The following is a 25,872-nucleotide window of genomic DNA, read 5'->3' as shown; positions in this document are numbered from 1 at the left end:
CGCAGAGGCGTTCCTATGATGAAGGGCAATCTCACCAGCGGTGAGCACGCAATCGCGACCAATTCGCCGGGACTAAACATGCGTTAAACGAGCGGGACGTTCGAGCATGCTGCGCCGGCTCCATGCCGACTTGTCGAAGGATTAGGAACGTTCGACGGGGCGGACGCGTCTGTGGTCCATACGTTGGAGATGCAACATGCTGAGACGATCGTTTTTGCTCGCCCTGGGCGGGCTCGGCTTATCGACCTACACTGCAGGCGCCAGAACCATTCCGCAAAGGGACTTTCGCACGGCCGACCTCATGGGCGGCGCGTTTGCGATGCAGACAAGTCAGCTCGCCTTGACACGCACGCGCAATCCCGACGTCATCAATTTCGCAAGGGCTGAGATCGCCGAGCAGGTTCAGGTCGCGAGCGCGCTCGCGGCGGCACCAGGCGCCGCTCCGCTGCGGCCCGACCACGCCACGCTGCTGAGCCAACTCGAGGCCACGCCGGCAGGCCGGTTCGATCGGATGTACGTGCAAGGGCAGATCCGGGGACATCGCGAGTTGCTCGCGCTCAACAGTTCTTATTTGCGAAGCGGCAGCAATCCGCAGGAGCAGCAGGTTGCGCAGATGTCGCTTCCGGTCATTCAGCGACACTTGGCGATCCTGAGCAGTCTCAGGGAGATCGCGTAGGGGTTTCGACGAGAGGAGGCCGCCGTGGCATACGCCCTATTTAAGGACGGGGAAAAGCTGAGCCGGACGTTTTCGACGAAGGAGGAAACTCTGGAGAAAGCGGACCAGGCCGGACTGGTCGAACAGGATGACGGCCAGCCCGTGCTCCAGGACGATCTAAAGATCAGGCCGTGCCGCGCCGATCCCGAACCGCAGGACGAGGCGGCTCTCGACTGGACGCCGAACACGCCGGCGTCGTGATCATCCTTGGTTCATGCTCTAGCATCCCCTGCAGATGCTCTTGATCTTCCGATCAGCCTCCGATTCCTGCGAGCTCTCGGAGCGGATCTGGTCGTCGCCCTGCAACGAGGGACCGGGCGTGACCGTGCCATCGATCCGGCCGATGTTGGTGCCCCCCGCCGGATTGCCGGCGCGCCCGACGGTCGTTGATCCCCGGGGACCACCGCCACCGCTGGACTGAGCCGTCCCAGCCGAGTTGGTTCCGGGCGCAGTCGCGGCCCCGGACGAGGTGCCACCGGCGCCCGCGGAAGCGCCGGCTCCTCCCGCACCACCGCCCGAACCTCCTCCGCCGCTCTGTCCCGATGCCGGACCGGCGGAAGCGCTTGCCAACATTGGGGCCAGCACGAGACCGGTGAGCCGCATCGAAATTTTCGCGTTGCTCTTGTTCGACATCATCGATCCTGCTGATAGCCCTGATCGGTGGTTGATATTGCCGTGGCGGCCCTGAGTGTCGAAATCCTCGCGGCCCGGAACCTTCTCTTCCACCTCCACCGCCGGATCCGACCCGGGTCCTTTGTGGCTGCGCTGCTCTTGGGGGATGGGGGGCATCTTTGACATGGCGTGCTCCTGATTTCTTACAATGGAGCAATGAGATTCCCTCTCGGCCGTTCCTTGGCCGATGGCGCAGCGCGCTCACGTGAACAGACGGAACGCCCCGTGTCGATTCGGGTTGATCAGCATCGCTGGGCCGGGCGGCAACCAGCATTTTGCAGTCTCGAAAGGTGAATCGATGCCCAAGGCCGTTGACAACGACCCGGGAGAGACGCCGCTCGACGATCCGCGGCAGCAGACCGACATGCCAACTCATCGGCAGGGCAATTCGGAGAAGGACCAAATCGATCCGAAGCGGCCACCGCTCGATCTGGAGAGATGGCAGAAAACGAACACGCACTAGCCCCGGTCTACCAGGAGCGTCGCCCCGAGCCGAACGTTCTTGAGGCCGATACGCTGGCGAAGTTAGCGGTGCAGAACTGGAACAGGGAAGGCTCGCCCGTACTCCGAGCCGGGGCTTACTGCCATTTAAGCCGCGGAAAGCTGCTCGCCACATCGGCCTGTCCGCACCACTCTGCCCTCTGGTCCATTGAGTACACCTCCGGCGCATCAAGTCACTTCTGCCGATGACCCGTCAGAATTGCCAGGCACTGAGCACCAGCATGACCGGAACGAAGAGACCAGGAACGTAAAGTACATCGCGACGTCCCTCTGGTTGTCGCTTAACTCGGAATAAGCCTTTCGCATTTTTCGACTGTCCTTTATGCCGCCAACATCCTCGCGCGTACGGCTGTTCCTATGCTCTAAAGTAAAAAGCTCCCGGTCTGATGACCGAGAGCCTTTCCTGGCACAAGGGTACATCCGTCCTAACGTGCCGTGACCTTTGTCCTCACTTGTGGGAAAGCTCGCGACTTCCCATTCACTTAGTTGATCGAGGCTCTGCGCCGAAGCCGTCTGAGTGCCATCGCTCGTCGCGTAGATGCCGCTCGAGGTCGATCGCTCGATCTGCATTGTAAGCTCGCTTTAGCAACCAGTTGCGTTCCTCTCCTGGAGGAGCGTGGTCTGCCTCTTCTCGCAAACGTGTTGCGAACTGCGCCAGCCGCGCTTCGAGAGAGTCAATTTGCTTGAATCGTCTCCTGCGCTTGATCATCGGTGACCTCCCTTTGGACGTCCGGGAGTTATATCTTCGGATAAATGCAAGCTGCAGGAACATAAGTTAAATTGTGCGAAAGAAGTATTCTAGTTCATCGTATCAAATGATAGGACGGGTGAGTGGCTTGGGCACTAGAGTCAGCGCCCACCAGATATTCCAAGATCCATGGAAGATGATCAGAAAAGCATCCATTCCGGCCACCAAGGCGGATCGTTTCATTGCAACACACGCGGCAACACAGACAAATCCCGTCATTCAGAAATGCCTCCGGACGGCAACGTGGGCGGCTGACGGTCACGTGCTTGGTCCCGCCGCGGCAGCCATCTGGCTCGCTTCGCGGTTATGTGGGGGGGCGGCGTCATCACATGTCCGCGAGCCATTTGGCGGTGACAGTGGCGGCAGCGATCGCTGCTCCGAGAGTCATCAAGAGCATGATCGACCGGCAACGACCTGACCGTTGCGTGGTGGGTCAAGATCGACGAGGGGTCGGCATCTCTGGCAGGCCGTACGATTCCTTCCCCTCTGGGCACAGCGTGCATCTCGGAGCCGTTGTCGGCGCCCTGGCTTGGGCGTACCCCAGGAAAAGAACGTACATCTATGCGGTCGGCGGAGCGCTCGCCGCGACCAGAATAGCCGTGCTGGCACATTGGCCGACGGACGTCCTTGCCGGCTGGGCGCTGGGTGCCGCGATCGAGAAGTCAATCCGTCAACTATCCGCCTGACGAAGTTGGCTGCTGAAGAAAAAACTGAGCTCAGTGCACGTTGGCGATGATGGCGGCCACGCGCCGGGAGTGCTGATCCACGATGACGAGACTTTTGCCCGCGATCAGATACTGGTCGCCCCAAAATCCGTTCAGCACCTGAGTTGCTTCCGGCGGCAGGTCGGCGACGGCCGTCTGCCCGGGAACGGACGTCCCGATCATCATCTCGAAGTTGGGGCGATCCATGGCAGGCGCTTGCTGCGAGGAAAAGATCGCGCGTAGCTGCTCACGTTGTTCGCCGCTGAGGTTCGCTGGGCCGGCAGTTTGCTGGATCTCGCGGGCTCGACGGCCCGTCGAGTCTTCGTTTCGAGCGGGATCTTCCTTCGCTGCCGCGCTGATCGCCTCCCTCTGTGTCGGAACTCCGGTCCCGACCGTGGTGGCGGGTGCGCTGCTGTCAGCTCCTGTCGGCGGACGTCCAACATAGTCGGTGGTGCCGAACATCTGGGGTGCGACAAACCACAATGCAAAGCCGACGAAAAGAACCGCGGCGATGGCGCATCCCCACATCATCAGTCTGCGGGTGCCTTCTCTCTCTTCGCTTCGGGGAAGATTTGCGACCATGGCGAGCGTCTCCGATTTCTTGTCCCAACCGGAGCATCGATCCGACGTTCCTAAGTCACGGCTCTGAGGCCGCCTCCCCGGATGCGGAGCTCACCTCGCAGCGACATCATCGGTAGGAACGTTCAGCTCTCGCGAGCGCTGAATAGCAGTCGGATGACTCGCCGCGCCGACAGGAGAATGCGATGCAACGACCTTCAGAAACCAAGCTCCAATCGCTTCCGGATGAATGAAGCCATGGATTTCCTCTGCAGGGGGCATCTGCTCGCCGACGTCTCCGCAATCCTTGGTTCCCTGGACTCGTGTTCGGCGAGGTGGATCGTTAAGATGTGCTGCATTGGATACGACTTCATGACTCAGTGGCTGGTCTGGTAAAGCGCGCTTTTGGCTTTCACTAGAACACTATATCACTTGGAGGCAGTTTCGACCCCAAAAGCACCGGTGTTACGAAAGGCTGTTGATCTCTGGCTTTCTTCGCCTCGTCGTTCCTCGGGGTGAAATTGCCGTTCTCCGTCGAAGTCCTAAGCCACTTGGTCACGTCGCCGATCGCCTCTCGCGGCGAGCGGCCGAACTTCCTCAAGCTGCGGAAATATTCCAGCTGAAGATGCGCCGAGGTACCGCGCCTCGGGATGCTCTTGAGATACTGGATGTCGTCTTCCACCCCGAGATGCTCGATATCGGGAGCCAGCATCGCGATCACCGCGTCCAGCAAGCTTCTGAACGAGACAGGCTCCAACGACACCAGATCGATGTACGTGCCATCGGTCCCGTAGCGCTGGGCCCGCCAGCGATTTTCCTCGATCAGGGCGCGATGCACTGCCGAATGGTTCGCGTTCAGATCGGGATGATGGACGGCATGCCTCACCAGCGCACGAAACAGTGCCGCGATCGCGACCGAGTCCGCAATTGCCGTGCAGCAGTCGGTGATACGTAGCTCGAGGGTGGGATGCTGGAGGGAAGGCCGCAAGGCCCACCAGACATAGGTCGCGTTGGGGACGATGCCCGCGTGGACCAAAGTCTTCACGTAAGTCTCGTATTCGGTGAGGTTGCGAAACATCTCGGGAAAACCAGTGCGGGGCAGAGCGTCATTGGCGGCATTGCGATACCCCAGCAACCCTGTAGGATAGCCGCACCAGAACGGCGAGGAGGTCGACAGTGCCAGCAGGAGCGGGAGGAACGGTACCAGTCGGTGCATGATCTCGACCCGCAGGTCAGGCTCGGGCACCTCGACGTGAACATGTAGCCCGCTAATAGGGTTGCCAAGGCCGACCATCCCGAGATCGCTGATGACCTTGCTGTAGCGGCGCTTGCGCGTCATGCGCTGCTGCTGCGGCTGCGCCAGCGGGTGCGTGCCGGCGGCGATGATGCCGATACCGTGGTCCTTGCCGACTTCGGCGAGGACGGAGCGGTAGCGCGCGAGCTCGGCCAAGGCGTCGGCGGAATTGGTCAGCGGCGGGGTGGCGACCTCTATCTGCGATTGCAGTATCTCGGTGTTCAGTCGCTCACCCAGGCGCTTCTGAGATGCCGTCATATAGGCCTTCGGCAGCTCGGACCGCGGCGCAGCGGATTGGCGGTTGACCAGGAAGTATTCCTCCTCGATGCCGAAGCGGTAGCGGTGCATGGTCCTAAGCTGTCCTCTTTGTCTGTGCGTACAGGCGAGCCGCATCTCCGAAGGCGGAGAGGATGCGCGCCGATGCATGATCTGTGCTTGCCCAATAGTCCGGATGAAACAGCGTGCCGAGTGCAAAAGCGCTGGCGCCTGCGACGCTAACGGCTTCTATCGAGCCATCCTCCGCCACTGCTTCCACGATGAGCCCCGGTGCGAGATGCTTGATCAGGAAGCTGTGCAGCGAATTCACTGTGACGGCATCTTCGCCGCAGATCTGTTGCAGGACACCTCCTTTGCGCAGCGTCACTTTTTGCCGTAGCCGGTAGCGCGCATCTTCATTGTCCGCATCGGGCGTGCCGTGGCGCTGGTCTTCGGGCAGGTCATCTGGCTCCTTTTCCAGCGTACCGCCAAAAGCGACGTTCAGCTCCTGTAGGCCGCGGCAGACAAAGAGTGCGGGAATGCCCCGTGCCAGCGCGCGCGGGATCAGCTGGAGCGCGACTTCGTCGCGGTATTCGTCGAACGGGCCGTCGCGAGTCTCGTCGACCATTTGGCCGTAACGCGAGGGATGAACATTGGTCTGCCCGCCGCCGACGAAGAGGCCGTCGAGGCCGTCGAGGTAGGCGTCAATGTCAGCTTCGCGTGCCGCCGGAAGGATCCGCGGTACGGCCCCGGCGACGAGGCCGACGGCGTTCACGCAGATCAACGCGACCGAGGCGAGGTGTTCGCCGCGTGCCATCATGGTGTCGGAGAGAATACCCACCTGCGGCGCCCCGGTGCGCGCCTGCCACTGCCCGCGCGAGGCGCTGTGCCGCCACTGCTGGAGGCCGTAGGCAACCGCATCCGCGGCGCTGCCGAATTGATGGATCGCTGCCTTGAGCTCCCTGACGTTTGTCCCCAAGCGAAGCGCCCATCGACTGCAGGCGGCGGGGTCGTGGGGATCGATTGTGGGACGGGGCTCGTGCAAATGTCTCGGCTACCTTCATTCGTGTGTCTGTGCTTGGTAAAACAGCAACTGTGCAGAATGGTTGCTCTGGTCTATTGACGTGTCACGCGGTTAACTTTTGTTATGAAGCGGGTGTTTGGGCAAAAGCCGAAATACGCTGAGTTAGGATCCAAGACCGCGCCAGGTCGGCAGAGCAAGCTGAGTACGCAACTCGACAAGCCCAGGATGGACCGCCATTCCTCGCCGAGTGCCTCCGCCGCCCATTCGACGAACGTCCTAGAATTAACCTGTGTTGTGGGCGCCAGGCGAGCGATTGCATATTCTCATCAAATAGAAAAGGAAACGGGATGGGATTGACGCGCAAGCGGGTCAAGCAGACAACCTCTCTCGAACACCGCTTGGCTCAATTCGCGGAGCACATGAGGAGGCGAGCTGACGCCAAGCTGACCGGCGCTGAGAAGAACGAACTACACAAGAAGGTCGGCAACGCAGAGCAAGCCTTGGACATAGAGCGGCAGCTACGGCAACCGCATTGATGTTCACTTGGGCGGATGTACCCCAGTGAGCCAGAAGGCCTCCGGTCCGACCCCAGAGGCCTTTTTCTAGTGTTTAAGCGAAGCAGATCAGGCCCGCTATTCGACTTCAGCTCAGCGCATTCGTCACGGGTGGATGCGACGTTGGCCGGCCTGGTCGGAAACAGCGGGTTTGATCAGAGCGAGCAGCCCGCCACCGATACCCGGATTTGCCGGCGATTAGGAACGGGTGCCATCGAGATGGGGAGGTTTGGCCGCATGGGCGTAGACCGGCACGTCCCATTCGCTGCAGCGTATCGAGCGCGTCAACATGGTCGAAGTGACCCTGCGTCATCACGATGCAGGCGGGCCCGCCGCTGCCACCAAGGCAAGCGCTTGACGCGGAGTGGATCGCCTGGGCCGAGCCCGGACACCCGCATCCATCAGCACCCAATTGCCGTCCGTGCATTTTCGCAGTCAACGAAGATCACATTGACGATGGCAAGCTGTCGGTGGGCAATGTCGGCGCGACCTGACGCGTATTGTCGTTGCGGTCCAAATCGAGATATGGCTCGGCGCCCCTGCGGATAGAGGAGGAGTTTGCATCATGCCCTGCCAGCCTCCTGCGGTTCGTTCTATCGCTCGATGGTGCCCATCCGCCGGATTTTCTTCTGAAGCAGCATGACGCCATAGAGAAGTGCCTCGGCCGTCGGCGGGCAGCCGGGGACGTAGATGTCGACTGGAACGACGCGGTCACAACCGCGCACGACGGAATAGGAGTAATGGTAGTAGCCGCCTCCATTGGCGCAGGATCCCATCGAGATCACGTAGCGAGGCTCCGGCATCTGGTCGTAGATCTTGCGGAAAGCCGGAGCCATCTTGTTGGTCAATGTGCCGGCGACGATGATCACGTCCGATTGTCGCGGCGAGGCTCGGGGCGCGAAGCCGAATCGTTCCGCGTCATACCGAGGCATCGACATCTGCATCATTTCAACGGCGCAGCAGGCGAGCCCGAATGTCATCCACATCAGCGATCCCGTGCGTGCCCAAGTAATCAGTTCCTCTGCTGTTGCCGTGAAAAACCCCTTGTCGGCGAGATCGTCACGAATTCGCATGAAGTAGGGATCGGACGCATTCGCTGGCAGCCCGTCGCCAGGTCGCCTCCGATCGTGGGCAATATCGGTCTGCGGAGGAGTGTCACTCATTGGGCCCCTCGGACGCAGTTGGCTCAAAGCAGAAGGTCACCCTGCGGAGAACAGGGGTTCTACAGGAGCGTTCCTGCATGCGCCGATATGTTTGATGTTCGGCTATCGCATGTTAAGCGCCGTGTGTTTGGGAACGCGGAAGCTAACAGGCGGATCAAGGAGTGAATGCGGGCATTGGAACGATCGCTGCGGGGCGCGGTTGCGCAAGGAAACCAGTCAAACGGAGACAGCACATGGCGAACGCCGCACGCGAGACATTCGTGATTGGACTACGCAATGCACATGCGATGGAGGTGCAGGCGAGGGAGTTAATGGAACGGCAGTCGGAGCGGCTGGACGAGTATCCGGAGGTCAAAGCCAAGGTCGCAGCTCACCTTCAGGAGACCAACGAGCAGCTGAAACGGCTCGAGCGGTGCCTGGAATCATGCGGCGAGAGCACGTCCAGTCTCAAGGACACCGCGCAATCCGTGATGGCCAACATGCAGGCGATGGCGCACTCGGCCGCCAACGACGAGATCCTCAAGAATACCTTCGCCAACAATGCATTTGAGAACTTCGAGATCGCGGCCTACAAGTCCCTCATTGCACTCTGCGACGCCGCCGGAGTCACCGAGGCCAAGGCAGAACTGGAGGCATCTCTGAAGGAAGAGCAGCGTATGGCTGCGTGGATCGACTCAAACGTCGAAAAGGTGACGATGGAGTTCCTAGCGCATCAGCGGCAGGCGGCATAGTATCAAAGCGGAGGTGAGACCGCCCGTTTACCTTGCGCCGATCGGGATCTCGTCGCTCGCTGCGACCGGGCCAGCCCGCCGCATTGCGCATCCCAATGCAGGGAGTGGATTTCCAGCATCCCGGCGAGCGGGCGATGTGAAGATTTCCACCTCTCCCATTTTCGTTGCGCCCTCAGCGGTCGTCCCGAACTGGTAGCTGCCTCCGAATCTGCTCTTTCGGATGGACAACCCCTGCCTATAACGGACAGCACTAGCAACCATCGTCGCTTCATACGCTTAGAAACCGGGAAAGTCCTTTGGAACGGCTCAGGGCGGCCGAATCACAGTCGAGGTCAACAGAGGACATGACCACCGAGCGCCATCCCGAACATCCATGGTGGAAGTCCGCCGTCATCTATGAGATCGCGCTGATCTCGTTCCAGGACTCCAATGGCGACGGCAAGGGCGATCTCACCGGCCTGATCTCGCGCATCGCCTATCTGAAATGGCTCGGCGTCGACGCGGTGTGGCTGACGCCGATCTACAAAAGCCCATTCCGGGATCTCGGCTACGACATCTCGGATTACTGCTCCATCGACCCAGGGCTCGGTAGCCTCGACAATTTCGACCGCGTGCTCGAGGAGTTGCACGCCCAGGGCATCCGCCTCATCCTCGATTTCGTTCCCAACCACACCGCCAACGATCACGCATGGTTCGTCGAGAGCTCCAGCTCGCCGAACAGTGCCAAGGCCGACTGGTACATCTGGGCCGATGCTGCCGCGACGGGGGGGCCGCCCAACAACTGGCTGAGCCGTTTCGGGGGCAGCGGTTGGGAATGGTGCGAGGCGCGGCGGCAATACTATTATCACTCGTTCCTGGTCGAACAGCCCGACCTGAACTGGCGCAATCCAGAGGTGCAAAAGGCGATGGCCGACGTGCTGCGCTTCTGGCTCGATCGTGGCGTTGACGGCTTCCGCGTGGATGCCAGCGCCGTGCTGATCAAGGACGAGCTCTTGCGCGACAATCCGCCGAACCCGCAGGCCGAGGGCAAACCGCCGCCGCAACGGCAGACACCGGTGTTCACCGACGACCGGAAAGAGACGATGAATTGCATTGAATTCATCCGGGAGGTGATCGATAGCTACCCGGATCGGCTGCTGTGCGGCGAAGTCCAGGGCAAGACCGACCGGATCGGTCATTTCTATGGTGACGGTCGGCCGCGCCTGCATCTGCCGCTCAATTTCGCGCTGGTGGACGCGCAATGGCAGGCGCTGTCGCTGCAAGCGGCCATCGACGCCTATCTCAATGCCATTCCCGACAAGGCTTGGCCGGTCTGGCTGATCGGCGGGCACGACAAGCAGCGAATCGCAAGCAAGATCGGCACGGGGCAGATGCGCGTGCTGGCGATGCTGCTTATGACGCTGCCTGGAACGCCCTTCCTCTACATGGGTGACGAGATTGGGCGCAAACGTGTGCCCATTGCGCCCGATCGCGTTCGTGATCCCTTCGAGAAGCTGGTACCCGGCTATGGGCTTTGCCGCGATCCCGAGCGCGCGCCGATGCGCTGGGAAGACACCGAGAGTGGCGGCTTCACCACCGGCGAGCCATGGCTGCCTCTGGAGCGGGGCGATGCGCCAAACGTAGCTGAGCAGCAGCGGCACGAACGTTCCGTCCTTGCCGTGTTTCGCGCGCTGATCGCGCTGCGGCGCGAGCATGCCTGCCTGCGCGAGGGCGGCTACGCCCCAGTGCGATCCCGGGACGATGTCCTCGCCTTCAAGCGCCTGGCGGGCACGACGGAAATGCTGGTGGCGCTCAACACCACCTGCGAGCCGCGGAAATGGCACTGGCAGGGCCGCGGCCGCGTGCTGATATCGACTCATCTGGACCGGTCGCGCGAGCTATTGCCGGACACGACGATCCTGCTTCGGGGTAATGAAGGCGTAATCATTGCATTCATCTCCGACGACAACTTCGGCAGTGCGAACCTTTGATCGGCTCCTCTCGGCGCCATCCAGTCTCGACGTAGTTCGGTGAGGCTTTGCGAAGAGAGGGGCAGTTGACACGTTATTTGCCTGCAGGGCAGCGATCAGCCTTCTCCGAGGGACTACGCCGCAAGCGTCAAACTAAGTAGTTCTGAAGACTGCTCTCTGTTGCGCCAACCATCTCCGGCTGAGCCTTCGCGGTGCGGCAGACCGAAGGACGGTCCCCGGATACGTGGCGCCATCGTGGATTACGAACCCGTCCAAAGGATCACCATCATCCGCTAGGGTCGGGGATAATTCCCAATCGTAAGGATAAGTTAAGCCAGCCATCAAGGCCTTCGAAAGCGTAAACACCCGCGGCTCGCGATCGAATTCCAATTTGCAGCAACTCCCGCGAGGAGTCTCAACCACCGCCAAATATTCTTTTTGTCGGCCTAGGTAGGCAGCTTCAAATAGTTGGTCATCTCAGATGTCCTCTATTTGAAACGTGCAGTCAATTTCTGAGTTCTATCGCAGACGCAGTCGCCTTGCGGCCGACTAAGTCGGCGTCAGGGCAGGGCGGCGTCTCTTTGAGCCGGGACGATCCGGCAAACAACTTCATGTTAGTCCCAGTACGGGATAGCCGGGCGGGCGACCATCAGCCAGAAGATAGCCAGCACGGCTGCGAACGCCGGAAATCGAAGATCAACCACCACCAGAAGAGACGGTAATACTCGCCGGGCAGCTTGGAGTCGGTCTCGATCGCGCGAACGGCAAGGTTGCGCATTCGCATTTGCATCCACACCACCGGGAGCCAGAAGCCGCCTGTCACCACGTACAGTGCGATGGACCCCGCAACCCATCTGTCGCGAAGGGAATACCCGCTCGACCCGGCGAGCCATGTGCCCGTGATCGGCTGCAGGATCACTGCGCTTGCCGTGAACAGGGAATCGGCCAGCACCACCGTCCGCGCGACCCCCGCCATCTCGCGCAGGTCGCCGCGAAGATGAGTCACCAGCATGAAGAAGGCGATGCCGACCCCCGTGCCGAGCAGGACCGCAGCCCCGATGATGTGCCCCATCTTCACAAGGTAATAGAACATCAGCGATCCTGTCGGATCGCCATGGCGTCGAGATTGAGCATGATGATTGGCCAGATCTTCAGCATCGGCCCAAGCGGATCGGCCCACAGCCGCGGCACCAGCGCCGTACCGATCATTGCATAGCTGAGTGAGATGATCAGTGCTGCCCATAGGCCGTAGCGGCTCAGAGGCCGCCGAAGAATTGCAAGGCCAATGCGATGTCGGGGAGCGCGCCGGCGACGATTGTGAGAGCCGCGACATTTTCTGGCAGTCTGCCTTCTCGTAGCAAGGACATCCCAATTTCCCATCTCGGACCGAGCGAGATGATGCCCGTGCCACTCCAGAACAGGCCGAAGGCGCCGAAATTCAGCGGCTTGAGCAGATATAGCCGTGGAAACCAGCGTTCCTGCACCGAGGGTGGCTCACGTGCGAGCGCAGCTTCGATGTCGCGCGGTCTTATGCCGGTGATCTGACGCCAGGGCTCAGCATCGCCCGTCGCGCCGCGCCGCATTTCTGCCCGCGCGGCCGCGTTGATGGGTGTTGCCCAACCCAGCATCTGCGCAACGTCACGGGCGCGATAAGCCGCCGAAGCCACCCAAGCTGGTAGGTGCAGGCGGTAAGCCGGCCTCCAGCGGAGCCAGGAGCGAAACAGCGCGACCGTGTCGCTGAAGGCAATCCGCTCTGGACCGGCCAGATCAAGCGCGACGCGAGCGGGAGCGCCGGGTCGCAGGAAGAACACCACCGTCTCGACCACGTCGTCGAGATGCACCGGTTGAATAGCTGCGGTGCCCGGCATGACCGGTAGAATCATAAGGGATGCGAGCCCTCGCAATAGCGCGCTGCCACCATATGCCGGCCGGCCCACCACGAGAAGGCCGCAGCACGACCCAATCGACGTTCCTTGCCATCAAGGCGGCTTCGCCGTCGTACTTGGTGCGAGAAAATTCGCTAATGGCTTCGCGATTGCTGCCGATCGCCGAGAACAGGATCACACGGCGGATGCCCGCACTTTCACACGCGGCGTAAAGCGCTGCGCTTCCAGCGACATGAACGGCTCGCAGGTCCTGGCCGTGCAGGGCACCCGCCGCGTTGATGACGGCATCGACACCTGTAAGAATACCCTTCCAATTCGAAGCGTCGGTGGTCCGGGCGACATCGAGGGTAATGTGCTGCGTATCGGATGTGACTGTTGGATGACGCGACACCAGTACGCATTCATGCGCTCCGGCCGACAACTTGCCCGGATTGCCGAGCCGATCAGTCCCGTACCTCCGATGAGAAGGATGCGCATAGACTGGTCCTTCATCTAGGCTATCCGAGAACGGCTGTGCCAACGAATAAAGCGAATCTATTATGATCGTTCCTGCGGTGGAACTGATGAGGTCGTGCAGCACTGCCTACTAGCTGGCCGGCACCTTGCCTCGAACGCTCGCCAACCTAGGCCTGCTTGCTCCCACGGCGGAAATGAATTGCTGCGTTGAGCCCTTGCGGGAACGCTCTCTCGCGGCGCTCGGCAAAGTTCAGCCAAGGGCGCACCACGAGACATCTCAGAGCAAGACAGCTTACGCTCAGCAGATCAAACCAGCCGCAGCGCCAAGCTCCAGGTTTAGCGGATCGCGTTCGCCACGCAGTTTCAAATAGAACAGGTTACGAGCGACCTGGAGCCGATTTCTATGCGTGCGCATTCGGATTGGAAGCGAATCTACGACCAGATCGTAAATCGCTCCGAGCAGCGACAGGTCCTCAGGTGAAAATACCGTCGATCCGAACATGTCGTGTCCATGCGTTTGTGGTGATGCCCTTGTTCAATCACACGGCCGGCATTTGCGCCTTATCCTTTGCAAAGTTTCGCCAGCTTATCGCACATTGAGCTGCTGCCCGCACAGGAGCGAGAGCACTCTTCGTAGGCATGCGCCACCTGATTTGGCCCAACATAGGCACGCCTGCGCATCCACGTATGTTGGGTACATGACCGACAGCAGCTCAGCTTGCTGGTAACTAATCGCGCATGAATCATCTTCTGTACTGGTGCCGCAAACTCGCACGGCTGATCAAGCCTGAAGACCGATTGCAGCTTGAACCGGCGGATGAGCGGTCGTCATGGATTCGGCGGGAGAAAGCATGGATCAATTCGGGCCTACAGCCGCCGAAAGAGTCTTGACCCCATCGCTGCGGCTTCGCCATCTGCAAATGCGTTGCACTATGGCGGCAGAGCGAAGCAGGGACCCGTTGGTGCGGGCATCATGGCTCGCAGCGGCAACGGCTTACGACGTGCTGCGATCGTCGCTCGAGCACCTCAAGCCGGCTCCAGCAAGCGGGCGTATTGATCGATAATGAGGCGGTAGCAGGGGCATGCCGCAGCTTCCAGACCCGGCCGATCGATGACTTCGATATGGCCGCGACTATAGCGGATCAGGCCGGCCTGCTGGAGCATCCGCGCCGCAATCGTTACCGTCGGACGGTGCACTCCCAGCATCTGACCGAGGAACTCTTGGGTCAGCGTGAAGCTCTCGCCGTTGACCCGGTCGTGGGTATGCAGGAGCCAGCGGGCACAACGCTCCTGCACTTCGTGCAGGCGATTGCAGGAGGTTCCCTGGGCGATCTGGTTGAGCAAGGCCATGACGTAGCGCATCAGCCGGGCATTGAACGTCGGCGTCTGTTTCAAGACCTCGAGCATGCCGCTCGCAGCAGCCCGGAAGCCCGCACCTTCGACCTGCACGAACACGCGGCTTGGCATGGTCGATGCGCCGAGCAGAAGGGGAACGCCAACCATTCCCTCGTTCCCCACCGTCGCGAACTCGATGATGTCGCCGTCCTCCGGCTCATTCACCATCGAGAGCACACCTCGGGTCGGGAAATACATGTGGGTGATAGGCTCGTCGGGCTCCGCCAGTACCTGCGTGTAACGCAACTCGACAGCTTGCAGATGTGGCTGCACGAGCTCTAGTTCCCGGTCGGGCAGGTTCGCGAGGAGCCTGTTATCCATTGCACTCCTCGGGCTCGGGACTAAAGGTAGGTCATCTGGATGGACATATGGCCTCTGTTCCAATAAACGCAGCCGGTGGTGGTTCCTGTCTCGGAGCGGTCGGCGTCGTGGCCTCCGGGGGTGGCATTCCGGCGCTCATTGACATCGTTCGGAGGCTGGAGCCGGATTTTCCACTTCCGATATTCATCGCGCAGCACCTGCCCCGCATCCCGCTTCCCCTCGACCAAACTCTGTCTTGGCACAGCAGACTCCCGGTGAGATGGGCCAAGGCAGGTGAGCCAGGCAAGCTGCCCGGCATCTACCTGGTTCCGCCCGGAACGGGACTTCGCCTGACCCCGAGTGGCGTTGCGCTGGATGCGCTTCCGCCGCAATCGACCAGCTGGCTGGCGTCGTGTGACCGGATGGTGAGAGCATTTTCGCCCGCTTCGGCCGCCACACTGCCGTGATCGTGCTGAGCGGAATGCTGCCTGCCGGAGTCCACGGCATTCGGGTGGTCAGGCAAGGCGGTGGCATCACGATGGCCCAGGACCACAGTTCTCGTCACATTGAAATGCCAAGCGCCGCAATCGATTTTGGAAAGGCGGAGATTGTCTGCGGGCCGGCCGGGATCGCTCGCGTATTGAGTCTGTTGCCAGACCTTTGGCGTGGGGCACCGGACGACATAGAAAAGCTGTGAGGCCATTCTCAGAGCTTCCGATCATCCCAACCAGCTCCCTGCATTCGCATTTCTAAACGCGTACGAAGCACTTTTGATTGCATGTCCTAAATCTTTTCGGCCGGAGCGAGCGCTCTCGACATCTGGGACAGCGATAGACGACAGGGCTTGCGGGCAGTGTTGGAGGCATGGACCGTCTCAACGACCTTCAGAAACCAAGCTCCAATCGCTTCCGGATGAAGCTGCTGAACAGGCCGCTGAACATCCAGCAGGACCGCACGCCAGACCGGAGCTGACCGACCCGGACAAGACACCCGGCTGCGGTGTTTTGCCCGAACCGGATGATCCGAACATCAGCCCGACGGGTTAGAAATAGAGACCCGCGGGACGGCAACGGAAAGCAAAGATCGCGGCGCAGACCTCAGCCGTCGCGGGTGCAAGCCAATCCTGCTCGGCACACGTTGTCATTTCTCCCGGACGGCTGGGAGAACCTGCTCTGCGAACGCCTCGATGAAGCTCAACTGCCGTCGGCCCACTTGGTGGAGATGAATCTCGGCAAATCCCATGTCAGCGTACTGAGCAAGCCAGGCGCGATGCTGCCCCAGGTCTGCCGACACCAGGACCGATCGGCGAATGTCCTCGCCCTTGACCAGGCGGCCCACATTGTCGAAATCCTGTGGTCGTCGAAGGTCCCAATTCACCTCTCCGCCGACCGCATTTGAGGCCCATTGGTGCAGGGCCTCGGCTTCAGCTTCTTCTTCCGTCGGAGCCCAGGACAGCGCCATTTGCAGGATGATGGGCTTGCCGTCCCCGCCTCCTCGACGGAAGGCCTCGATTACCCGGGTAAGCTGCTCCGGCTCGGCCTGAACGGTGATGAGAGCGTCGGCCCAGCCGCCCAGCCACTCTGCTGTCGTCTCGGTCGCGGCCGCTCCGACCAGCATGACCGGCTCCTCCGGGGCGGGTATAGAGCCTGGCTTCAACGACGTTCACCGATGGGTGACAGTCTTGCCTGCGAGGAGCGCCCTGATGACATGCACGCATTCGAGAAGGTGTCCGTTGCGCTCCTGCTTCTCAGGCCACGGCATGCCGGTGATGGATTCGTTGATCGCCTCGCCGCTCCCAAGAGCTAACCAGATGCGACCCGGATACATCTGCCCGAGCGTCGCGGCACCTTGTGCGATCACCGCAGGATGATAGCGATAACCAGGCGCCGTAATGATCCCGAACGGGAGGCTAGTCGCTTCCAGTGCTGCACCAAGCCAGGACCATGCGAAACCCGATTGCCCCTGTCGCTCGCTCCATGGATGAAAATGCTTGCGCCAAAAGCATGCATGTCCCGCCCGGCCGGAGCGTCCGTCCCTAGGTGCTACTCGCGGGCAAGTTCGCCGGGAAGATGCTGCTCCCCCTGGTCGGTGAGAGTTGGAAACTCGCCTTGGTTTACTAAGGCCACCACGGGCTCGACGGTTTCGGTTGTGACCGGTTTCTGCAGATGCGGCTTCGCGTCCTCGAACGCGATGGCCATGCGCGCCAACTCCCAATGCGCTTCGGCTTTTCCTTCTGGTTGGCCCTCGTCCAGCCACATACGATGAGCGCGCTCACGTATTCTCTGCTCCAGATCGGTCATGCGCGTGCGCTTCAGATGATTTTGGGCATCGACTCTGGCCGGTCGAATACTGGGCCGTCAGAGTCGTCGGCATCGGTCTCGTCCTCTGCCGCCGCGCGAACGGCCTCTTCTGTCTCGCTCAGTCCGTCGATCGTCTCGTTTGCTCCCATGCCCGGCTGATGCTGCCCCGTCACGTCACTCCTCGGCCGCGCGCCGACAGGTTTCTCCACGTCTGACGCGGAAGGCGAAGCCGGATCAGCGCCAAGATTATCTTCTCGACCCGTTATACCGGGGAGCAGGACTTGATCTGATCCCTGCACCTGTGCGGTGTTGGCGTATTGTGATCCAGATGGCGAATTGATTTCGTTGCGATCCAAGGCTGCCTCCTGTCTGATCACAGGACTACCCATTTGCGCTCATGATCGTTCCTATTATCGATCCTTCGTATCTTTGAACGCCTGTACGCACTGGAGCGTCCAGACGGCCCAAGGGCGGAGTCCCTGCCGCCGGCCCTAAACGCGATGGAGTTGCCGGGGATCCCGCGCTCTCTCGGCCAGAAGTGGCACTCGCTCGCTCTACGCCGGCTTGGTCGCATACACACGACCTCTTGCTCAGGGGAACGGTATGGCAATCGTCGGCGATCGCAGCCCCAATTCAATAAGCCGTCACCGCTCGAAGTCGCTTTGCCGCAAAGAGTCCTCATGGCGAGCAGGAGGCTGGCTGAATGCCATCCCTCGACCTCGCGGCGTAGCAAGTTTCCTGCGAGAGCACGCGCAGCGCACCGGCTTGCGCGGCGGCAATCCCTACCGCGCAAAAGCTCGTCCCGGCCCGCCGATAGCTTAGGAGCCTTTGCCGTGTCGCTGGACGCAGTCATCGCCGAAGACCGGCCGCGTCGGCGACGCGATATCTGCGATCGCTACAATGCTTCACTTAAACGGGCGGGGCCTCGCCTTGAAACAGCGTCACTTCGACACCGCCTCAACATTGCAACTTTTTCCCGATTTGACTGCGCTTGACCCTGTCGCGACGGACGCGACGGCCTACGGAGGCACACTTAGATATCTGATGTGCGCTGTTGCCATAGCTTGTACGACGTCGGTCTCGGCGATGCCTGTTGCGACTCCGGATGCAATCGGCGGGCCCGCCTCAACTGCGATCGAAGTCAAGGGTGGACACGGTCATGGTGGCGGCCACGGGTGGGGGCACCGCGGCGGCCGTGGCCATCATTACGGGTGGGGAAGAGGCCGTGGCCATCACTACGGCTGGAGCCGCCACCATCATTGGTGAATGCCAGGGCCGCTCGATAGCGGCCCTTTTCATTGTAGACCAGGCGGCGAACAGCCATCTCTGGCCCTTCGCTAAATCGCTTGCTGACGTTCTCGCGACCGCGTCTTTTCAGGCAACGTTTTCTCCGCGGACATCTGGAAGCCAGCCTTATCGCTGTCGTCCGGCACCCCTCCGCGCGTTTTGAACAAACCGTTTTTGTCGCTCCGGCTGGCAAGCGACACTAGGAACGATTCAAGAAAGCGTGAGTTCGACATCAAATCCAAGAAACAAAGCAAGAGGGTAACGCGATGACACAATCCGTGGAGGAGTTGAGACGGGAGTCCGAGCGTAGCCGCGCGGAGCTGGCGGCGACGGTCGGACGGTTGAAGGAGCAGATAGCGGACACTGCCGAGGACATTCGCCACAAAGTCTCGCCGCAGCACATCAAATCCGAAGTGACCGAATACGTCACCCACAAGACCCAGAGCTGGGTCGATGGCCTCAAGCAACACATCATGGACAACCCGATGCGCGCAGTGGCCGCGGGCGCCGCAGTGGGCGTTCCGTTGCTGAGGTTGGCGCGAGGTACGCCGCTGCCGCTTCTCATGATCGGGGCGGGGCTGGCCCTGACGTCGAAGACGGTGCGGGATCGCGCTGCAGATGCGACCGGCCCGGTCATGGACAAGGCGGGGCGCATGCTTGACGAGGTGACGCAGGGCGCGCGGTCCATGCAAGGCGACGCCAAGGAGACGCTATCCTCCGCGCAAAGCCGAGCCGCCGGCATGGCTGATGACGTCCAGGACAAGGCCGCTGGTCTCGCCGCTGATCTGCGGGCGAGCGCGGCGCAGGCTGCCAGCTTCGCGAGTGAAAAGCTCAAGAGCGGCATGGACGCGGCCAAGGATGCCGCTGCGAGCGCGCCCAACCAGGCCCGACAGACCATCGGCGACAACGCCGCGCTGATCGGAGGCTTGGGCATCGCGATCGGGGCCATCATCGCTGCGGCTCTTCCCGAGACCAAGGCTGAAGCCAAGGTGATGGGCGGAGCCAGCGACGGAGTGAAGCAGGCTGCGGCCGCGGCGATGCAATCCGGATTCGAGGCAGCCAGAGACGCGACCACATCCGCCGCCGATGCTGCGACGCAAAAGGTCGCCGAGGCAGATCTCGGCAGCCATGCCAGCCGCATGACCCAGAACATCGCCGGCACATTGAAAGAGGCTGCCGACGACGTGGTCAAAGCTGCCTTTAGCCCCTCTCAACCCAACACGTGAAGGAAACCATGATGAGCGATTTGGACCCGCACAACGTGACGCAGTTCGGAAAGAAGCAGGACAAGGGCACCGCAAAAGATATCAAGGAGCAGATGAGCGATGCCGGAGCGGAGGTGAAACAGCGGGCGGGCGACGCTTTCCGGGCATCGGCCGACGTCGCGCGCGACAGGTTCGGTGAGGCCGCGGATGCAGCAAAGGGGGTCGCGGAAGGAACGGTGGACCAGATCCAGAGCCAGGCGCGCGAGCAGCAACGTTCGGGCGCAGATTTCGTCGAGCGCCTCGCAAGCAACATCCGCGAAGCCGGCCGGGCTTTCGAGAGCGACGTCCCGTTCGCCGCTCGCGGCATCGGCTCCGCCGCCGACTATGTCGAGGACGCTGCGCAGAAGATCCGGGATGGAAGCTTCCGAGATCTCGTCGAAGGCGCGACCGATTTCGCCAAACGTCAGCCTGCGGCCTTTCTCGGCCTATCGGTGCTGGCAGGCTTCGCCGCCGTGCGCTTTCTGAAGGCGTCGGGCGGACAGTCCTCATCCAGCGGGCAGCGCGACACGACGGATGGATCGTCATCGCAAAGCAGTCGAAACCCAAGCGGGACGTCGTTCTCGGCGGGACAAGAAACCTGGGCTCAGGAGTCCATGCAGCGTGGTCCCAATCGGCAACAAACCTCCTCCACAAAGGGCAGCACAGTACCATGAGCATCGAGCGCGATATCAAAACCAGCCAGAGCGAGTTCAGGGCGATCTCGACGCTGGTCGGCGATGCCATGTCGCAGTTCGCCAAGCTCTTCCAGAACGAGATCGACCTGGCGAAAGCGGAGCTCGGCGAAAAGCTCCAGAAGATTGGCGGCGCGCTGGGTTTGATCGTGGGTGGCGCCGTTCTGGTGATCCCGGCGATCGTGATGGCGCTTTTTGCCCTGTCCGCCGCATTGATCTCGGCGGGATGGTCGCAGCCCGTCTCTTATCTGACCTCGGCCATCATCGCGGTGGCGATCGCCGCCGTGCTGGTCGCAATCGGCATCAACCGGCTTGATGCGCGTCAGTTGGCCCCCCGAGAAACGATCGGCCAACTCGAAAAGGACAAGGACACCGTGAAGGGAATGGTGCGATGAACAGCACGAAAACCAGCTTTATGGACAGTTTGGTGATCGCCGCCCGGGAAAACCCGCTTGCCGCCGCGCTGATCGGAGGCGGCGCGCTCTGGTTGCTGACCGGCGATCAGAAGCTGAAGAGCGCGGCGCGTTCGGCTGCGGAGGCCGTCGCACCCGTCGCCGAGATGGGATCGCGCGGCGTGAGGTCGGCGGCGTCTGCCGTCAAGCAGACCGTAGCGCCTCCGACCGCACCTGAAATGGACAACGACAGTTCCCTGGGAGTCGGAGAAACGTTTCGAGGCGCAAAAGCTGCCGCTTCCGATGCGGTGTCGGGAACTGCCGACAGCGTCCGCAATCGCTTTGACGAGGGCGTCGCCTTCGCGCAGGAGCAATTCGGCAAGCTCGGCAATTCCTTTCCGGATAAAGAAGCGATCGACAGCGCGAAATCGTCACTCACGGATATGCTTGAGCGGCAACCCCTCGTGCTCGGTGTCGTGGGCGTCGCGATTGGTGCAGCCGTGGCAGGCGCGTTCCGCGCGTCCGAGCTGGAAAACAGATATATCGGCGACGTCAGCGACGATGTGAAGGCCGACCTGAATCGGCGCGCCGGTGCGGTGTCGCAGGCCCTGCGCGAAGCCTCTGATACGGTCGTCTCAGAAATCAGCGACACCGGCGCGGAAGTCGTGGACCGGGTTCGGCAGGCCGGTATGGACGCTGCGGCAGCCGCGCGCGCAGGGGTGAAGTTGCCTTCGTGAGGTGGAGGAGCGCGCGGAGGACGGCGCGCTATTCCACACTAGTCAGGCCAAGATGGCTACGCAGATCGCACCGCGTGACGTGACTCTGAAATGGCACGCCTTTATCGTCCGGCGAGGGAGCCATATACGAAGGGTACGATAATGGCGCCGACTACGGCGCCAATGAGCCCGCACTCTCTCCCGACACTGCCCGAGCCTCACGGGAACGTTTCACAACGGGGTTCGGCTAAGCGCCGCGCGCGTTGCCGACGCGTCTGCTTCATAGGGCTGCCATGTCTAATGCGGATCGCTCCCCGTCCTGGGAAGAGGAGAATGTCCCAGCGGCCTTGAGCCCGGCTTCTACCCTCTTATCGTTGCACATCGGCGTGGTCATCGTGGCTGCGCTATACGTCGCTCGAGAGGTGCTCGTTCCGATTACGGTCGCGGTCCTACTGTCCTTCGTCCTGTCGCCTTTGGTGAACTTCTTTCGGCGCTTTCGGCTCGGCCGAGTACCATCAGTTCTTATAGCCGTACTCCTTGCGATCGGGATTATTGGCGTCATCGGCACTGTTATTGGATCTCAAGTGGCACAATTAACGCATCGTGCCCCGGAGTATGCGGCGACAATCGAGAAGAAGGTATCCAACGTGCGGGAGTTCGCGTTGAGCAAGTTGTCAGGTGTGCTTGAGCACCTTGGTTACGAGGGTAAGTCTGGCCAAACCTCGGCTGCGCCGCCGTCCTCGTCGCCAAACGTTGATTCGCCCGCTCCCGAGCAACCAGCGCCCGGCACTCAACCATCGAATCCCTTATCGCTGCTGGAAAAATATCTGTCCCCCGTCCTGTCGCCATTCGCGACGTTCGGCATCATCGTGGTGGTCGCCATCTTCGTCTTGCTCCAGAAGGAGGATTTGCGGGACCGTATGATCAGGTTGTTCGGCTCTACGGACTTGCATCGCACGACCCTTGCGATGGACGACGCCGCCAAGCGCTTGAGTCGCTACTTCCTGGCACAACTTGCCTTGAATTCGGCATTCGGTGTCGTCATCGGAGTAGGCCTGTATTTCATTGGTGTGCCAAACCCTCTTCTGTGGGGCATCCTTTCCGCGCTGCTGCGGTTCGTACCCTACATCGGCTCATTCATCTCCGCAGGCCTTCCTATCGCACTTGCAACGGCCGTTGACCCGGGGTGGTCTATGGCAATCTGGACGGCCGCGCTGTATGTGGTGGTCGAGCTGCTCGTCAGCCAAGGCGTCGAGCCCATTCTCTACGGTCATAGCACTGGTCTCTCGCCGTTCGCGGTGGTGGTTTCGGCGATTTTTTGGAGCTGGCTTTGGGGATCGATCGGACTTGTTCTTTCGATGCCGCTAACATTGTGCTTGGTCGTTCTAGGCAGACACGTTGACCGACTCGAATTTCTTGACGTTCTACTCGGCGATAGGCCCCCGCTTACCCCCGTCGAGAGCTTCTATCAACGCATTCTTGCAGGCGATGCCGACGAAGCCCAAGGCCATGCGGAGCTCCTGTTGGACGAGCGTTCCTTGTCTTCCTACTATGATGAGGTCGCGCTCAAGGGCCTGCAGCTTGCTGCAAATGATGCGGAACGCGGCGTGATCGGTCACCGGCAACTCGAGAAGGTCAGGAACACGGTCCTCGGCTTGATAAGTGAACTGTCTACCTACGATGACAGCCATCCCCCGCCGTCCGCGGAGCCTCCTGCAGGTACTCCGAAAGACCAGCGAGGCATGACGCAAGCGCCTTTGCCAAAGACCATCTTGAATGCTCAGTCGCTCTCGGCTCCGTGGCGGGGCGAGAGGCCGGTGTTGTGTCTTGCAGGCAAAGGTCCACTCGACGAATCCGCAGCTGCGATGCTGGCGCAACTGCTCCAGAAGCACGGCCTCGGAGCAAGGACAGCGAGCTATCATGAGGCATCCCGGGAAGGGATCAGCTCCTTAGACGTGGAAGGTGTCGCAATGGTTTGCATCTCTTACCTCGATATCCGAGGCAATCCCTCGCATTTGCGATATCTGCTGCAGCGACTGAGGCGCAGACTTCCTGGTGTCCCCATTCTCGTCGGCCTATGGCCGGCCGATGACGAGGTTCTCAAAGACAAGGCAGTGCAGATCGCAGTCGGTGCCGATCACTACGTCACTTCCCTGAAAGCGGCTGTGGATACCTGCTTAGCCGAAGCCCAGAAGGGGTCTCGACCGGCAGCCTTGGCACAAGGCAGCTCTTCCGCCAGGCGAGACGAACGTTAGCTCACCTACCTTGTGCCGCGCCAACCGTGTCGGCGACCCGGGCCCCACGGGCCCCCAGCTTAGTCGGAGGCCCCGACGTAGTATCGCGCGCCGTTTGATGCTCCATTTCGGCGTCGATTTCCGCACCGAGGAGAACCACGATGGCTGAGATCCACAGCCAAGTCATGAAGCCAATGACGGCCCCCAGCGAACCGTACGTCTCGTTGAACTTGCCGAAACTGGCGGCGTACCAGGAAAACAAGCCGGAGACTGCGAGCCAAAGGAGTGCCGCAATTGCGCTGCCCCACGTGACCCAGCGCCATTGGGCTGCCTCGCGGCTGGGGCCATAGCGGTAGATCAAAGCCAAGGCCAACGTGAGTACCACAAACATCGCCGGCCATCGGCCGATCCGGAGCAGAAGATCGCCCGTTTTGGACAAACCTAGATAGTCGAGTGCCACGGGGACGGCGACGATCGAGCCCAGAGCTGCGACCATCAAAATGATGCCGCCGATCGTGAAGCTAAGAGTAACAGCATTTAGCTTGAAGAATCCGCGCTTCTCGTCTTCGCCATGCACGATGTTCAGCGTGTCAAACAGCGACTTCACCGCGGCGTTTGCACTCCAGAGGGATGTTGCCAACCCAACCAGGAAGGTTATGCCGAGCGTGTTGGAGCCCTTCGACGCCACGCGCGTCAGCTGCTCTCTGGCGACATCCACTGCCCCGCCCGGCAAGAAGCCGCCGAGCTGATCGAGGTGTTTGCCGATGGTCATAGGATCGGAGAAGAATCCATAAACCGCAACGAAGGCTGCGATTGCGGGGAAAATTGCAAGGATGCTGTAGTATGTCATACCCGCTGCGAGAGCCAAGACTCTATGCTTCGAGGTATTCGAATAGACGCGCAGCAAGATATCTTTCCATCCTTTCGCTGGAATCTCGGTTGGCGAGGTCGCCTGTCGGCCGCGGTCGTCTGCGTGAGCCTGCGGGCCGGCTAACGACCGGGCGCCATCCGAATTTCTCGGGGGCGAGGTCTGTTCGTCGGAGGGGGCGACACGTTCCAAAACGAAAGCGATTGCAACCAATCCTACAGCCGTCGCCAGTCCCCATCCGCCCAGGTTTTCTTCGCCGGGTTTCTTGTCGATCTTCATCATCGTGGCCTCCGCGACATCCAATCGGAGCGAACGACAACTGTTCCTTCAATGGCGAGCCTCCCCATCTTTGGTCACTTAACTTCACCGCTGCGGGGTGGCTTCGATCGGAAGGCCCCACGACAGTGATCGAAGCCGGACCCGAGGCGATCATCGAGTGGACCGGTCTCCGGACGCCTTGTGTCCTCATCGACCGCTTTCGGGCCGCCTTAAGCGGCACGTGCTCTCGTCCGGGGAAACGCGCCTTCCGTTGATATGCGGGGTGATGGGCGTGGTCCGCGCCCGCGGTACGGTCGCGGCCGGCGATACCGCGCGGGTGCGGCTACCGCCGACCTCGTTGGAGGCCTTGCCGGCTCTGTAAGAGCCCGGTGCACAACTCGGTCGCCTGATGGCCGAATCGGAATGCGGACGTTAGATCGGGCGGGCATGGCCGCAAACAAGGTAACGGCGGTACGCTTGGGGCTGGGGAGGCGATCGACGGTCCGGGACTATCAAGCCGCACAGCTTCGCTGAGCGGCTTTTTCTTTGACTAGGAGGCGTTCGCCCTGGCTCGTTCACGGGCCTCGCGGCGGCGTTCTCGGCACTCGCGCCGGCGCTTGGCACGGTCGGCGAGCTGCCGCGGCGGAGGAACCGGCGCTATGTCCGTTACCGTCGGGGCAGTCTCGCTGACTGCAGTCACCTGGATTACCTCCGGCGACGGCCGGGCTTCCATGAACTCGAGCACTTCCCGCCCTTTGCAAGTCAGCCTCCATCCGCCGTGTATGCGTTCGACCAGCCCTTGTGACCAGATGTCGAGATCCGGGACCCGCGCCGCGAGGCGTCTGGTCCGATCCGCCCAGTCGCGTCCGCTGGTCGCCAGGGATGGCCATGTCCCTCTTGAGGTCCGCCATGACGGCAAAACCGTCGGGGTAGGCCACCCGGATCTTCAGGACCGTAACCTGGAAGTTCACGCCCC

Annotated in this window: 25 protein-coding genes and 5 pseudogenes; 13 read left to right on the top strand and 17 right to left on the bottom strand. The window is 61.3% G+C overall.

The window, feature by feature from the left end:
• Positions 1-196: 196 nt before the first annotated feature.
• Entirely contained in the window at positions 197-676 is a 480-nt protein-coding gene (locus AB7M16_RS16520; RefSeq protein ID WP_453944519.1) for a DUF4142 domain-containing protein, read from the top strand.
• A gap of 24 nt (positions 677-700) precedes the next feature.
• Complete coding sequence (locus AB7M16_RS16515) at positions 701-916, top strand: hypothetical protein (protein WP_453944518.1); 216 nt, start codon at positions 701-703, stop codon at positions 914-916.
• An 18-nt stretch (positions 917-934) separates the two neighbouring features.
• Here the strand turns inward: AB7M16_RS16515 and AB7M16_RS16510 are convergent, their stop codons facing one another.
• Positions 935-1,513 carry a hypothetical protein gene (locus AB7M16_RS16510; protein WP_453944517.1) on the bottom strand — a complete coding sequence of 193 codons (579 nt, stop codon included), beginning with the start codon at positions 1,511-1,513 and terminating at the stop codon, positions 935-937.
• A 112-nt stretch (positions 1,514-1,625) separates the two neighbouring features.
• Between AB7M16_RS16510 and AB7M16_RS16505 the strand changes: the two genes are divergently transcribed.
• Complete coding sequence (locus AB7M16_RS16505; protein WP_453944516.1) at positions 1,626-1,850, top strand: hypothetical protein; 225 nt, start codon at positions 1,626-1,628, stop codon at positions 1,848-1,850.
• A gap of 1,115 nt (positions 1,851-2,965) precedes the next feature.
• On the top strand, positions 2,966-3,322 hold the full coding sequence (locus tag AB7M16_RS16500) for a phosphatase PAP2 family protein (protein WP_453944515.1): 357 nt from the start codon (positions 2,966-2,968) through the stop codon (positions 3,320-3,322).
• A gap of 30 nt (positions 3,323-3,352) precedes the next feature.
• Here AB7M16_RS16500 and AB7M16_RS16495 read toward each other — a convergent pair whose 3' ends face one another.
• The gene (locus tag AB7M16_RS16495; protein WP_453944514.1) at positions 3,353-3,922 is read right to left on the bottom strand and encodes a DUF1236 domain-containing protein; all 570 of its coding nucleotides are present in this window, start codon (positions 3,920-3,922) and stop codon (positions 3,353-3,355) included.
• A gap of 228 nt (positions 3,923-4,150) precedes the next feature.
• Here AB7M16_RS16495 and AB7M16_RS16490 point away from each other — a divergent pair.
• Positions 4,151-4,245: pseudogene (locus tag AB7M16_RS16490) on the top strand (NADH-quinone oxidoreductase subunit D-related protein); the annotation flags it as partial.
• A gap of 68 nt (positions 4,246-4,313) precedes the next feature.
• On the opposite strand, the gene AB7M16_RS16485 reads toward AB7M16_RS16490, so the two are convergent.
• From AB7M16_RS16485 to AB7M16_RS16475, 3 genes are all read right to left on the bottom strand, one after another.
• The gene (locus AB7M16_RS16485; protein ID WP_453944513.1) at positions 4,314-5,540 is read right to left on the bottom strand and encodes a carboxylate-amine ligase; all 1,227 of its coding nucleotides are present in this window, start codon (positions 5,538-5,540) and stop codon (positions 4,314-4,316) included.
• 4 nt (positions 5,541-5,544) lie between these two features.
• The gene (locus AB7M16_RS16480) at positions 5,545-6,426 is read right to left on the bottom strand and encodes a gamma-glutamyl-gamma-aminobutyrate hydrolase family protein (RefSeq protein ID WP_453944512.1); all 882 of its coding nucleotides are present in this window, start codon (positions 6,424-6,426) and stop codon (positions 5,545-5,547) included.
• 1,192 nt (positions 6,427-7,618) lie between these two features.
• Positions 7,619-8,188 (bottom strand): NuoB/complex I 20 kDa subunit family protein, encoded by a 570-nt coding sequence (locus AB7M16_RS16475; RefSeq protein ID WP_453947202.1) that lies wholly within the window; start codon positions 8,186-8,188, stop codon positions 7,619-7,621.
• A 233-nt stretch (positions 8,189-8,421) separates the two neighbouring features.
• Here AB7M16_RS16475 and AB7M16_RS16470 point away from each other — a divergent pair, with 233 nt between their 5' ends.
• Both AB7M16_RS16470 and AB7M16_RS16465 read left to right on the top strand, forming a co-directional pair.
• Positions 8,422-8,919, top strand: coding sequence for a ferritin-like domain-containing protein (locus AB7M16_RS16470; protein WP_453944511.1), 498 nt, complete (start codon positions 8,422-8,424; stop codon positions 8,917-8,919).
• Between the two features lie 344 nt (positions 8,920-9,263).
• Positions 9,264-10,889, top strand: coding sequence for an alpha-amylase family glycosyl hydrolase (locus tag AB7M16_RS16465; RefSeq protein WP_453944510.1), 1,626 nt, complete (start codon positions 9,264-9,266; stop codon positions 10,887-10,889).
• 132 nt (positions 10,890-11,021) lie between these two features.
• Here AB7M16_RS16465 and AB7M16_RS16460 read toward each other — a convergent pair whose 3' ends face one another.
• The 7 genes and pseudogenes from AB7M16_RS16460 to AB7M16_RS16430 all read right to left on the bottom strand — a co-directional run bounded on the left by AB7M16_RS16460 (position 11,022) and on the right by AB7M16_RS16430 (position 14,926).
• Positions 11,022-11,234 carry a hypothetical protein gene (locus AB7M16_RS16460; protein ID WP_453947200.1) on the bottom strand — a complete coding sequence of 71 codons (213 nt, stop codon included), beginning with the start codon at positions 11,232-11,234 and terminating at the stop codon, positions 11,022-11,024.
• 248 nt (positions 11,235-11,482) lie between these two features.
• Positions 11,483-11,961 (bottom strand): annotated as a pseudogene (locus AB7M16_RS16455) (DUF2269 family protein).
• Positions 11,961-12,095, bottom strand: coding sequence for a DoxX-like family protein (locus tag AB7M16_RS16450; RefSeq protein WP_453947198.1), 135 nt, complete (start codon positions 12,093-12,095; stop codon positions 11,961-11,963). The pseudogene AB7M16_RS16455 and the gene AB7M16_RS16450 overlap by 1 nt, the downstream one beginning before the upstream one ends.
• Before the next feature lie 29 nt (positions 12,096-12,124).
• A complete protein-coding gene (locus AB7M16_RS16445) occupies positions 12,125-12,736 on the bottom strand; it encodes a hypothetical protein (protein WP_453947325.1) in 612 nt (203 codons plus the stop codon).
• Entirely contained in the window at positions 12,636-13,145 is a 510-nt protein-coding gene (locus AB7M16_RS16440; RefSeq protein WP_453947197.1) for an NAD(P)H-binding protein, read from the bottom strand. The genes AB7M16_RS16445 and AB7M16_RS16440 overlap by 101 nt, the downstream gene beginning before the upstream one ends.
• Positions 13,146-13,508: 363 nt before the next feature.
• Positions 13,509-13,712 carry a hypothetical protein gene (locus AB7M16_RS16435; RefSeq protein ID WP_453944509.1) on the bottom strand — a complete coding sequence of 68 codons (204 nt, stop codon included), beginning with the start codon at positions 13,710-13,712 and terminating at the stop codon, positions 13,509-13,511.
• A gap of 524 nt (positions 13,713-14,236) precedes the next feature.
• Complete coding sequence (locus AB7M16_RS16430; protein ID WP_453944508.1) at positions 14,237-14,926, bottom strand: Crp/Fnr family transcriptional regulator; 690 nt, start codon at positions 14,924-14,926, stop codon at positions 14,237-14,239.
• 47 nt (positions 14,927-14,973) lie between these two features.
• Here AB7M16_RS16430 and AB7M16_RS16425 point away from each other — a divergent pair.
• Positions 14,974-15,602 (top strand): annotated as a pseudogene (locus tag AB7M16_RS16425) (chemotaxis protein CheB).
• 443 nt (positions 15,603-16,045) lie between these two features.
• Here the strand turns inward: AB7M16_RS16425 and AB7M16_RS16420 are convergent.
• The 3 genes and pseudogenes from AB7M16_RS16420 to AB7M16_RS16410 form a co-directional block, all read right to left on the bottom strand.
• Positions 16,046-16,864, bottom strand: a pseudogene (locus AB7M16_RS16420) (LLM class flavin-dependent oxidoreductase); the annotation flags it as partial.
• 83 nt (positions 16,865-16,947) lie between these two features.
• Positions 16,948-17,205, bottom strand: a complete 258-nt coding sequence (locus AB7M16_RS16415; RefSeq protein ID WP_453944507.1) for a DUF2934 domain-containing protein — start codon at positions 17,203-17,205, stop codon at positions 16,948-16,950.
• Between the two features lie 11 nt (positions 17,206-17,216).
• Positions 17,217-17,561: a hypothetical protein gene (locus tag AB7M16_RS16410; RefSeq protein ID WP_453944506.1), complete on the bottom strand. Its 345-nt coding sequence runs from the start codon at positions 17,559-17,561 to the stop codon at positions 17,217-17,219.
• 1,197 nt (positions 17,562-18,758) lie between these two features.
• Here AB7M16_RS16410 and AB7M16_RS16405 point away from each other — a divergent pair.
• The 5 genes from AB7M16_RS16405 to AB7M16_RS16385 all read left to right on the top strand — a co-directional run bounded on the left by AB7M16_RS16405 (position 18,759) and on the right by AB7M16_RS16385 (position 23,791).
• On the top strand, positions 18,759-19,718 hold the full coding sequence (locus AB7M16_RS16405; RefSeq protein ID WP_453944505.1) for a DUF3618 domain-containing protein: 960 nt from the start codon (positions 18,759-18,761) through the stop codon (positions 19,716-19,718).
• Between the two features lie 11 nt (positions 19,719-19,729).
• Positions 19,730-20,410, top strand: coding sequence for a hypothetical protein (locus tag AB7M16_RS16400; protein ID WP_453944504.1), 681 nt, complete (start codon positions 19,730-19,732; stop codon positions 20,408-20,410).
• The gene (locus AB7M16_RS16395) at positions 20,407-20,823 is read left to right on the top strand and encodes a phage holin family protein (RefSeq protein WP_453944503.1); all 417 of its coding nucleotides are present in this window, start codon (positions 20,407-20,409) and stop codon (positions 20,821-20,823) included. The genes AB7M16_RS16400 and AB7M16_RS16395 overlap by 4 nt, the downstream gene beginning before the upstream one ends.
• A complete protein-coding gene (locus tag AB7M16_RS16390) occupies positions 20,820-21,557 on the top strand; it encodes a hypothetical protein (protein ID WP_453944502.1) in 738 nt (245 codons plus the stop codon). The genes AB7M16_RS16395 and AB7M16_RS16390 overlap by 4 nt, the downstream gene beginning before the upstream one ends.
• A 326-nt stretch (positions 21,558-21,883) precedes the next feature.
• Positions 21,884-23,791, top strand: a complete 1,908-nt coding sequence (locus tag AB7M16_RS16385; protein WP_453944501.1) for an AI-2E family transporter — start codon at positions 21,884-21,886, stop codon at positions 23,789-23,791.
• 1 nt (position 23,792) lies between these two features.
• On the opposite strand, the gene AB7M16_RS16380 is transcribed toward AB7M16_RS16385, so the two are convergent.
• Positions 23,793-24,920: a YihY/virulence factor BrkB family protein gene (locus AB7M16_RS16380; RefSeq protein WP_453944500.1), complete on the bottom strand. Its 1,128-nt coding sequence runs from the start codon at positions 24,918-24,920 to the stop codon at positions 23,793-23,795.
• A gap of 526 nt (positions 24,921-25,446) precedes the next feature.
• Positions 25,447-25,867 (bottom strand): annotated as a pseudogene (locus AB7M16_RS16375) (hypothetical protein).
• Between the last annotated feature and the right edge of the window lie 5 nt (positions 25,868-25,872).

Source organism: Bradyrhizobium sp. USDA 372, assembly GCF_053629095.1.
Note: the sequence above shows the minus strand (reverse complement) of the source record. Positions and strands in the feature narration are given on the sequence as shown.

Excerpts from the sequence above, each read along its gene's own strand:
- AB7M16_RS16405 (WP_453944505.1), top strand. The coding sequence starts at position 18,759 with ATGACACAATCCGTGGAGGAGTTGAGACGGGAGTCCGAGCGTAGCCGC.
- AB7M16_RS16475 (WP_453947202.1), bottom strand. The coding sequence starts at position 8,188 with ATGAGTGACACTCCTCCGCAGACCGATATTGCCCACGATCGGAGGCGA.
- AB7M16_RS16390 (WP_453944502.1), top strand. The coding sequence starts at position 20,820 with ATGAACAGCACGAAAACCAGCTTTATGGACAGTTTGGTGATCGCCGCC.
- AB7M16_RS16445 (WP_453947325.1), bottom strand. The coding sequence starts at position 12,736 with ATGCCGGGCACCGCAGCTATTCAACCGGTGCATCTCGACGACGTGGTC.
- AB7M16_RS16470 (WP_453944511.1), top strand. The coding sequence starts at position 8,422 with ATGGCGAACGCCGCACGCGAGACATTCGTGATTGGACTACGCAATGCA.
- AB7M16_RS16395 (WP_453944503.1), top strand. The coding sequence starts at position 20,407 with ATGAGCATCGAGCGCGATATCAAAACCAGCCAGAGCGAGTTCAGGGCG.
- AB7M16_RS16495 (WP_453944514.1), bottom strand. The coding sequence starts at position 3,922 with ATGGTCGCAAATCTTCCCCGAAGCGAAGAGAGAGAAGGCACCCGCAGA.
- AB7M16_RS16400 (WP_453944504.1), top strand. The coding sequence starts at position 19,730 with ATGAGCGATTTGGACCCGCACAACGTGACGCAGTTCGGAAAGAAGCAG.
- AB7M16_RS16415 (WP_453944507.1), bottom strand. The coding sequence starts at position 17,205 with ATGACCGATCTGGAGCAGAGAATACGTGAGCGCGCTCATCGTATGTGG.
- AB7M16_RS16430 (WP_453944508.1), bottom strand. The coding sequence starts at position 14,926 with ATGGATAACAGGCTCCTCGCGAACCTGCCCGACCGGGAACTAGAGCTC.
- AB7M16_RS16465 (WP_453944510.1), top strand. The coding sequence starts at position 9,264 with ATGACCACCGAGCGCCATCCCGAACATCCATGGTGGAAGTCCGCCGTC.
- AB7M16_RS16500 (WP_453944515.1), top strand. The coding sequence starts at position 2,966 with ATGTCCGCGAGCCATTTGGCGGTGACAGTGGCGGCAGCGATCGCTGCT.
- AB7M16_RS16380 (WP_453944500.1), bottom strand. The coding sequence starts at position 24,920 with ATGATGAAGATCGACAAGAAACCCGGCGAAGAAAACCTGGGCGGATGG.
- AB7M16_RS16485 (WP_453944513.1), bottom strand. The coding sequence starts at position 5,540 with ATGCACCGCTACCGCTTCGGCATCGAGGAGGAATACTTCCTGGTCAAC.
- AB7M16_RS16435 (WP_453944509.1), bottom strand. The coding sequence starts at position 13,712 with ATGTTCGGATCGACGGTATTTTCACCTGAGGACCTGTCGCTGCTCGGA.
- AB7M16_RS16520 (WP_453944519.1), top strand. The coding sequence starts at position 197 with ATGCTGAGACGATCGTTTTTGCTCGCCCTGGGCGGGCTCGGCTTATCG.
- AB7M16_RS16510 (WP_453944517.1), bottom strand. The coding sequence starts at position 1,513 with ATGTCAAAGATGCCCCCCATCCCCCAAGAGCAGCGCAGCCACAAAGGA.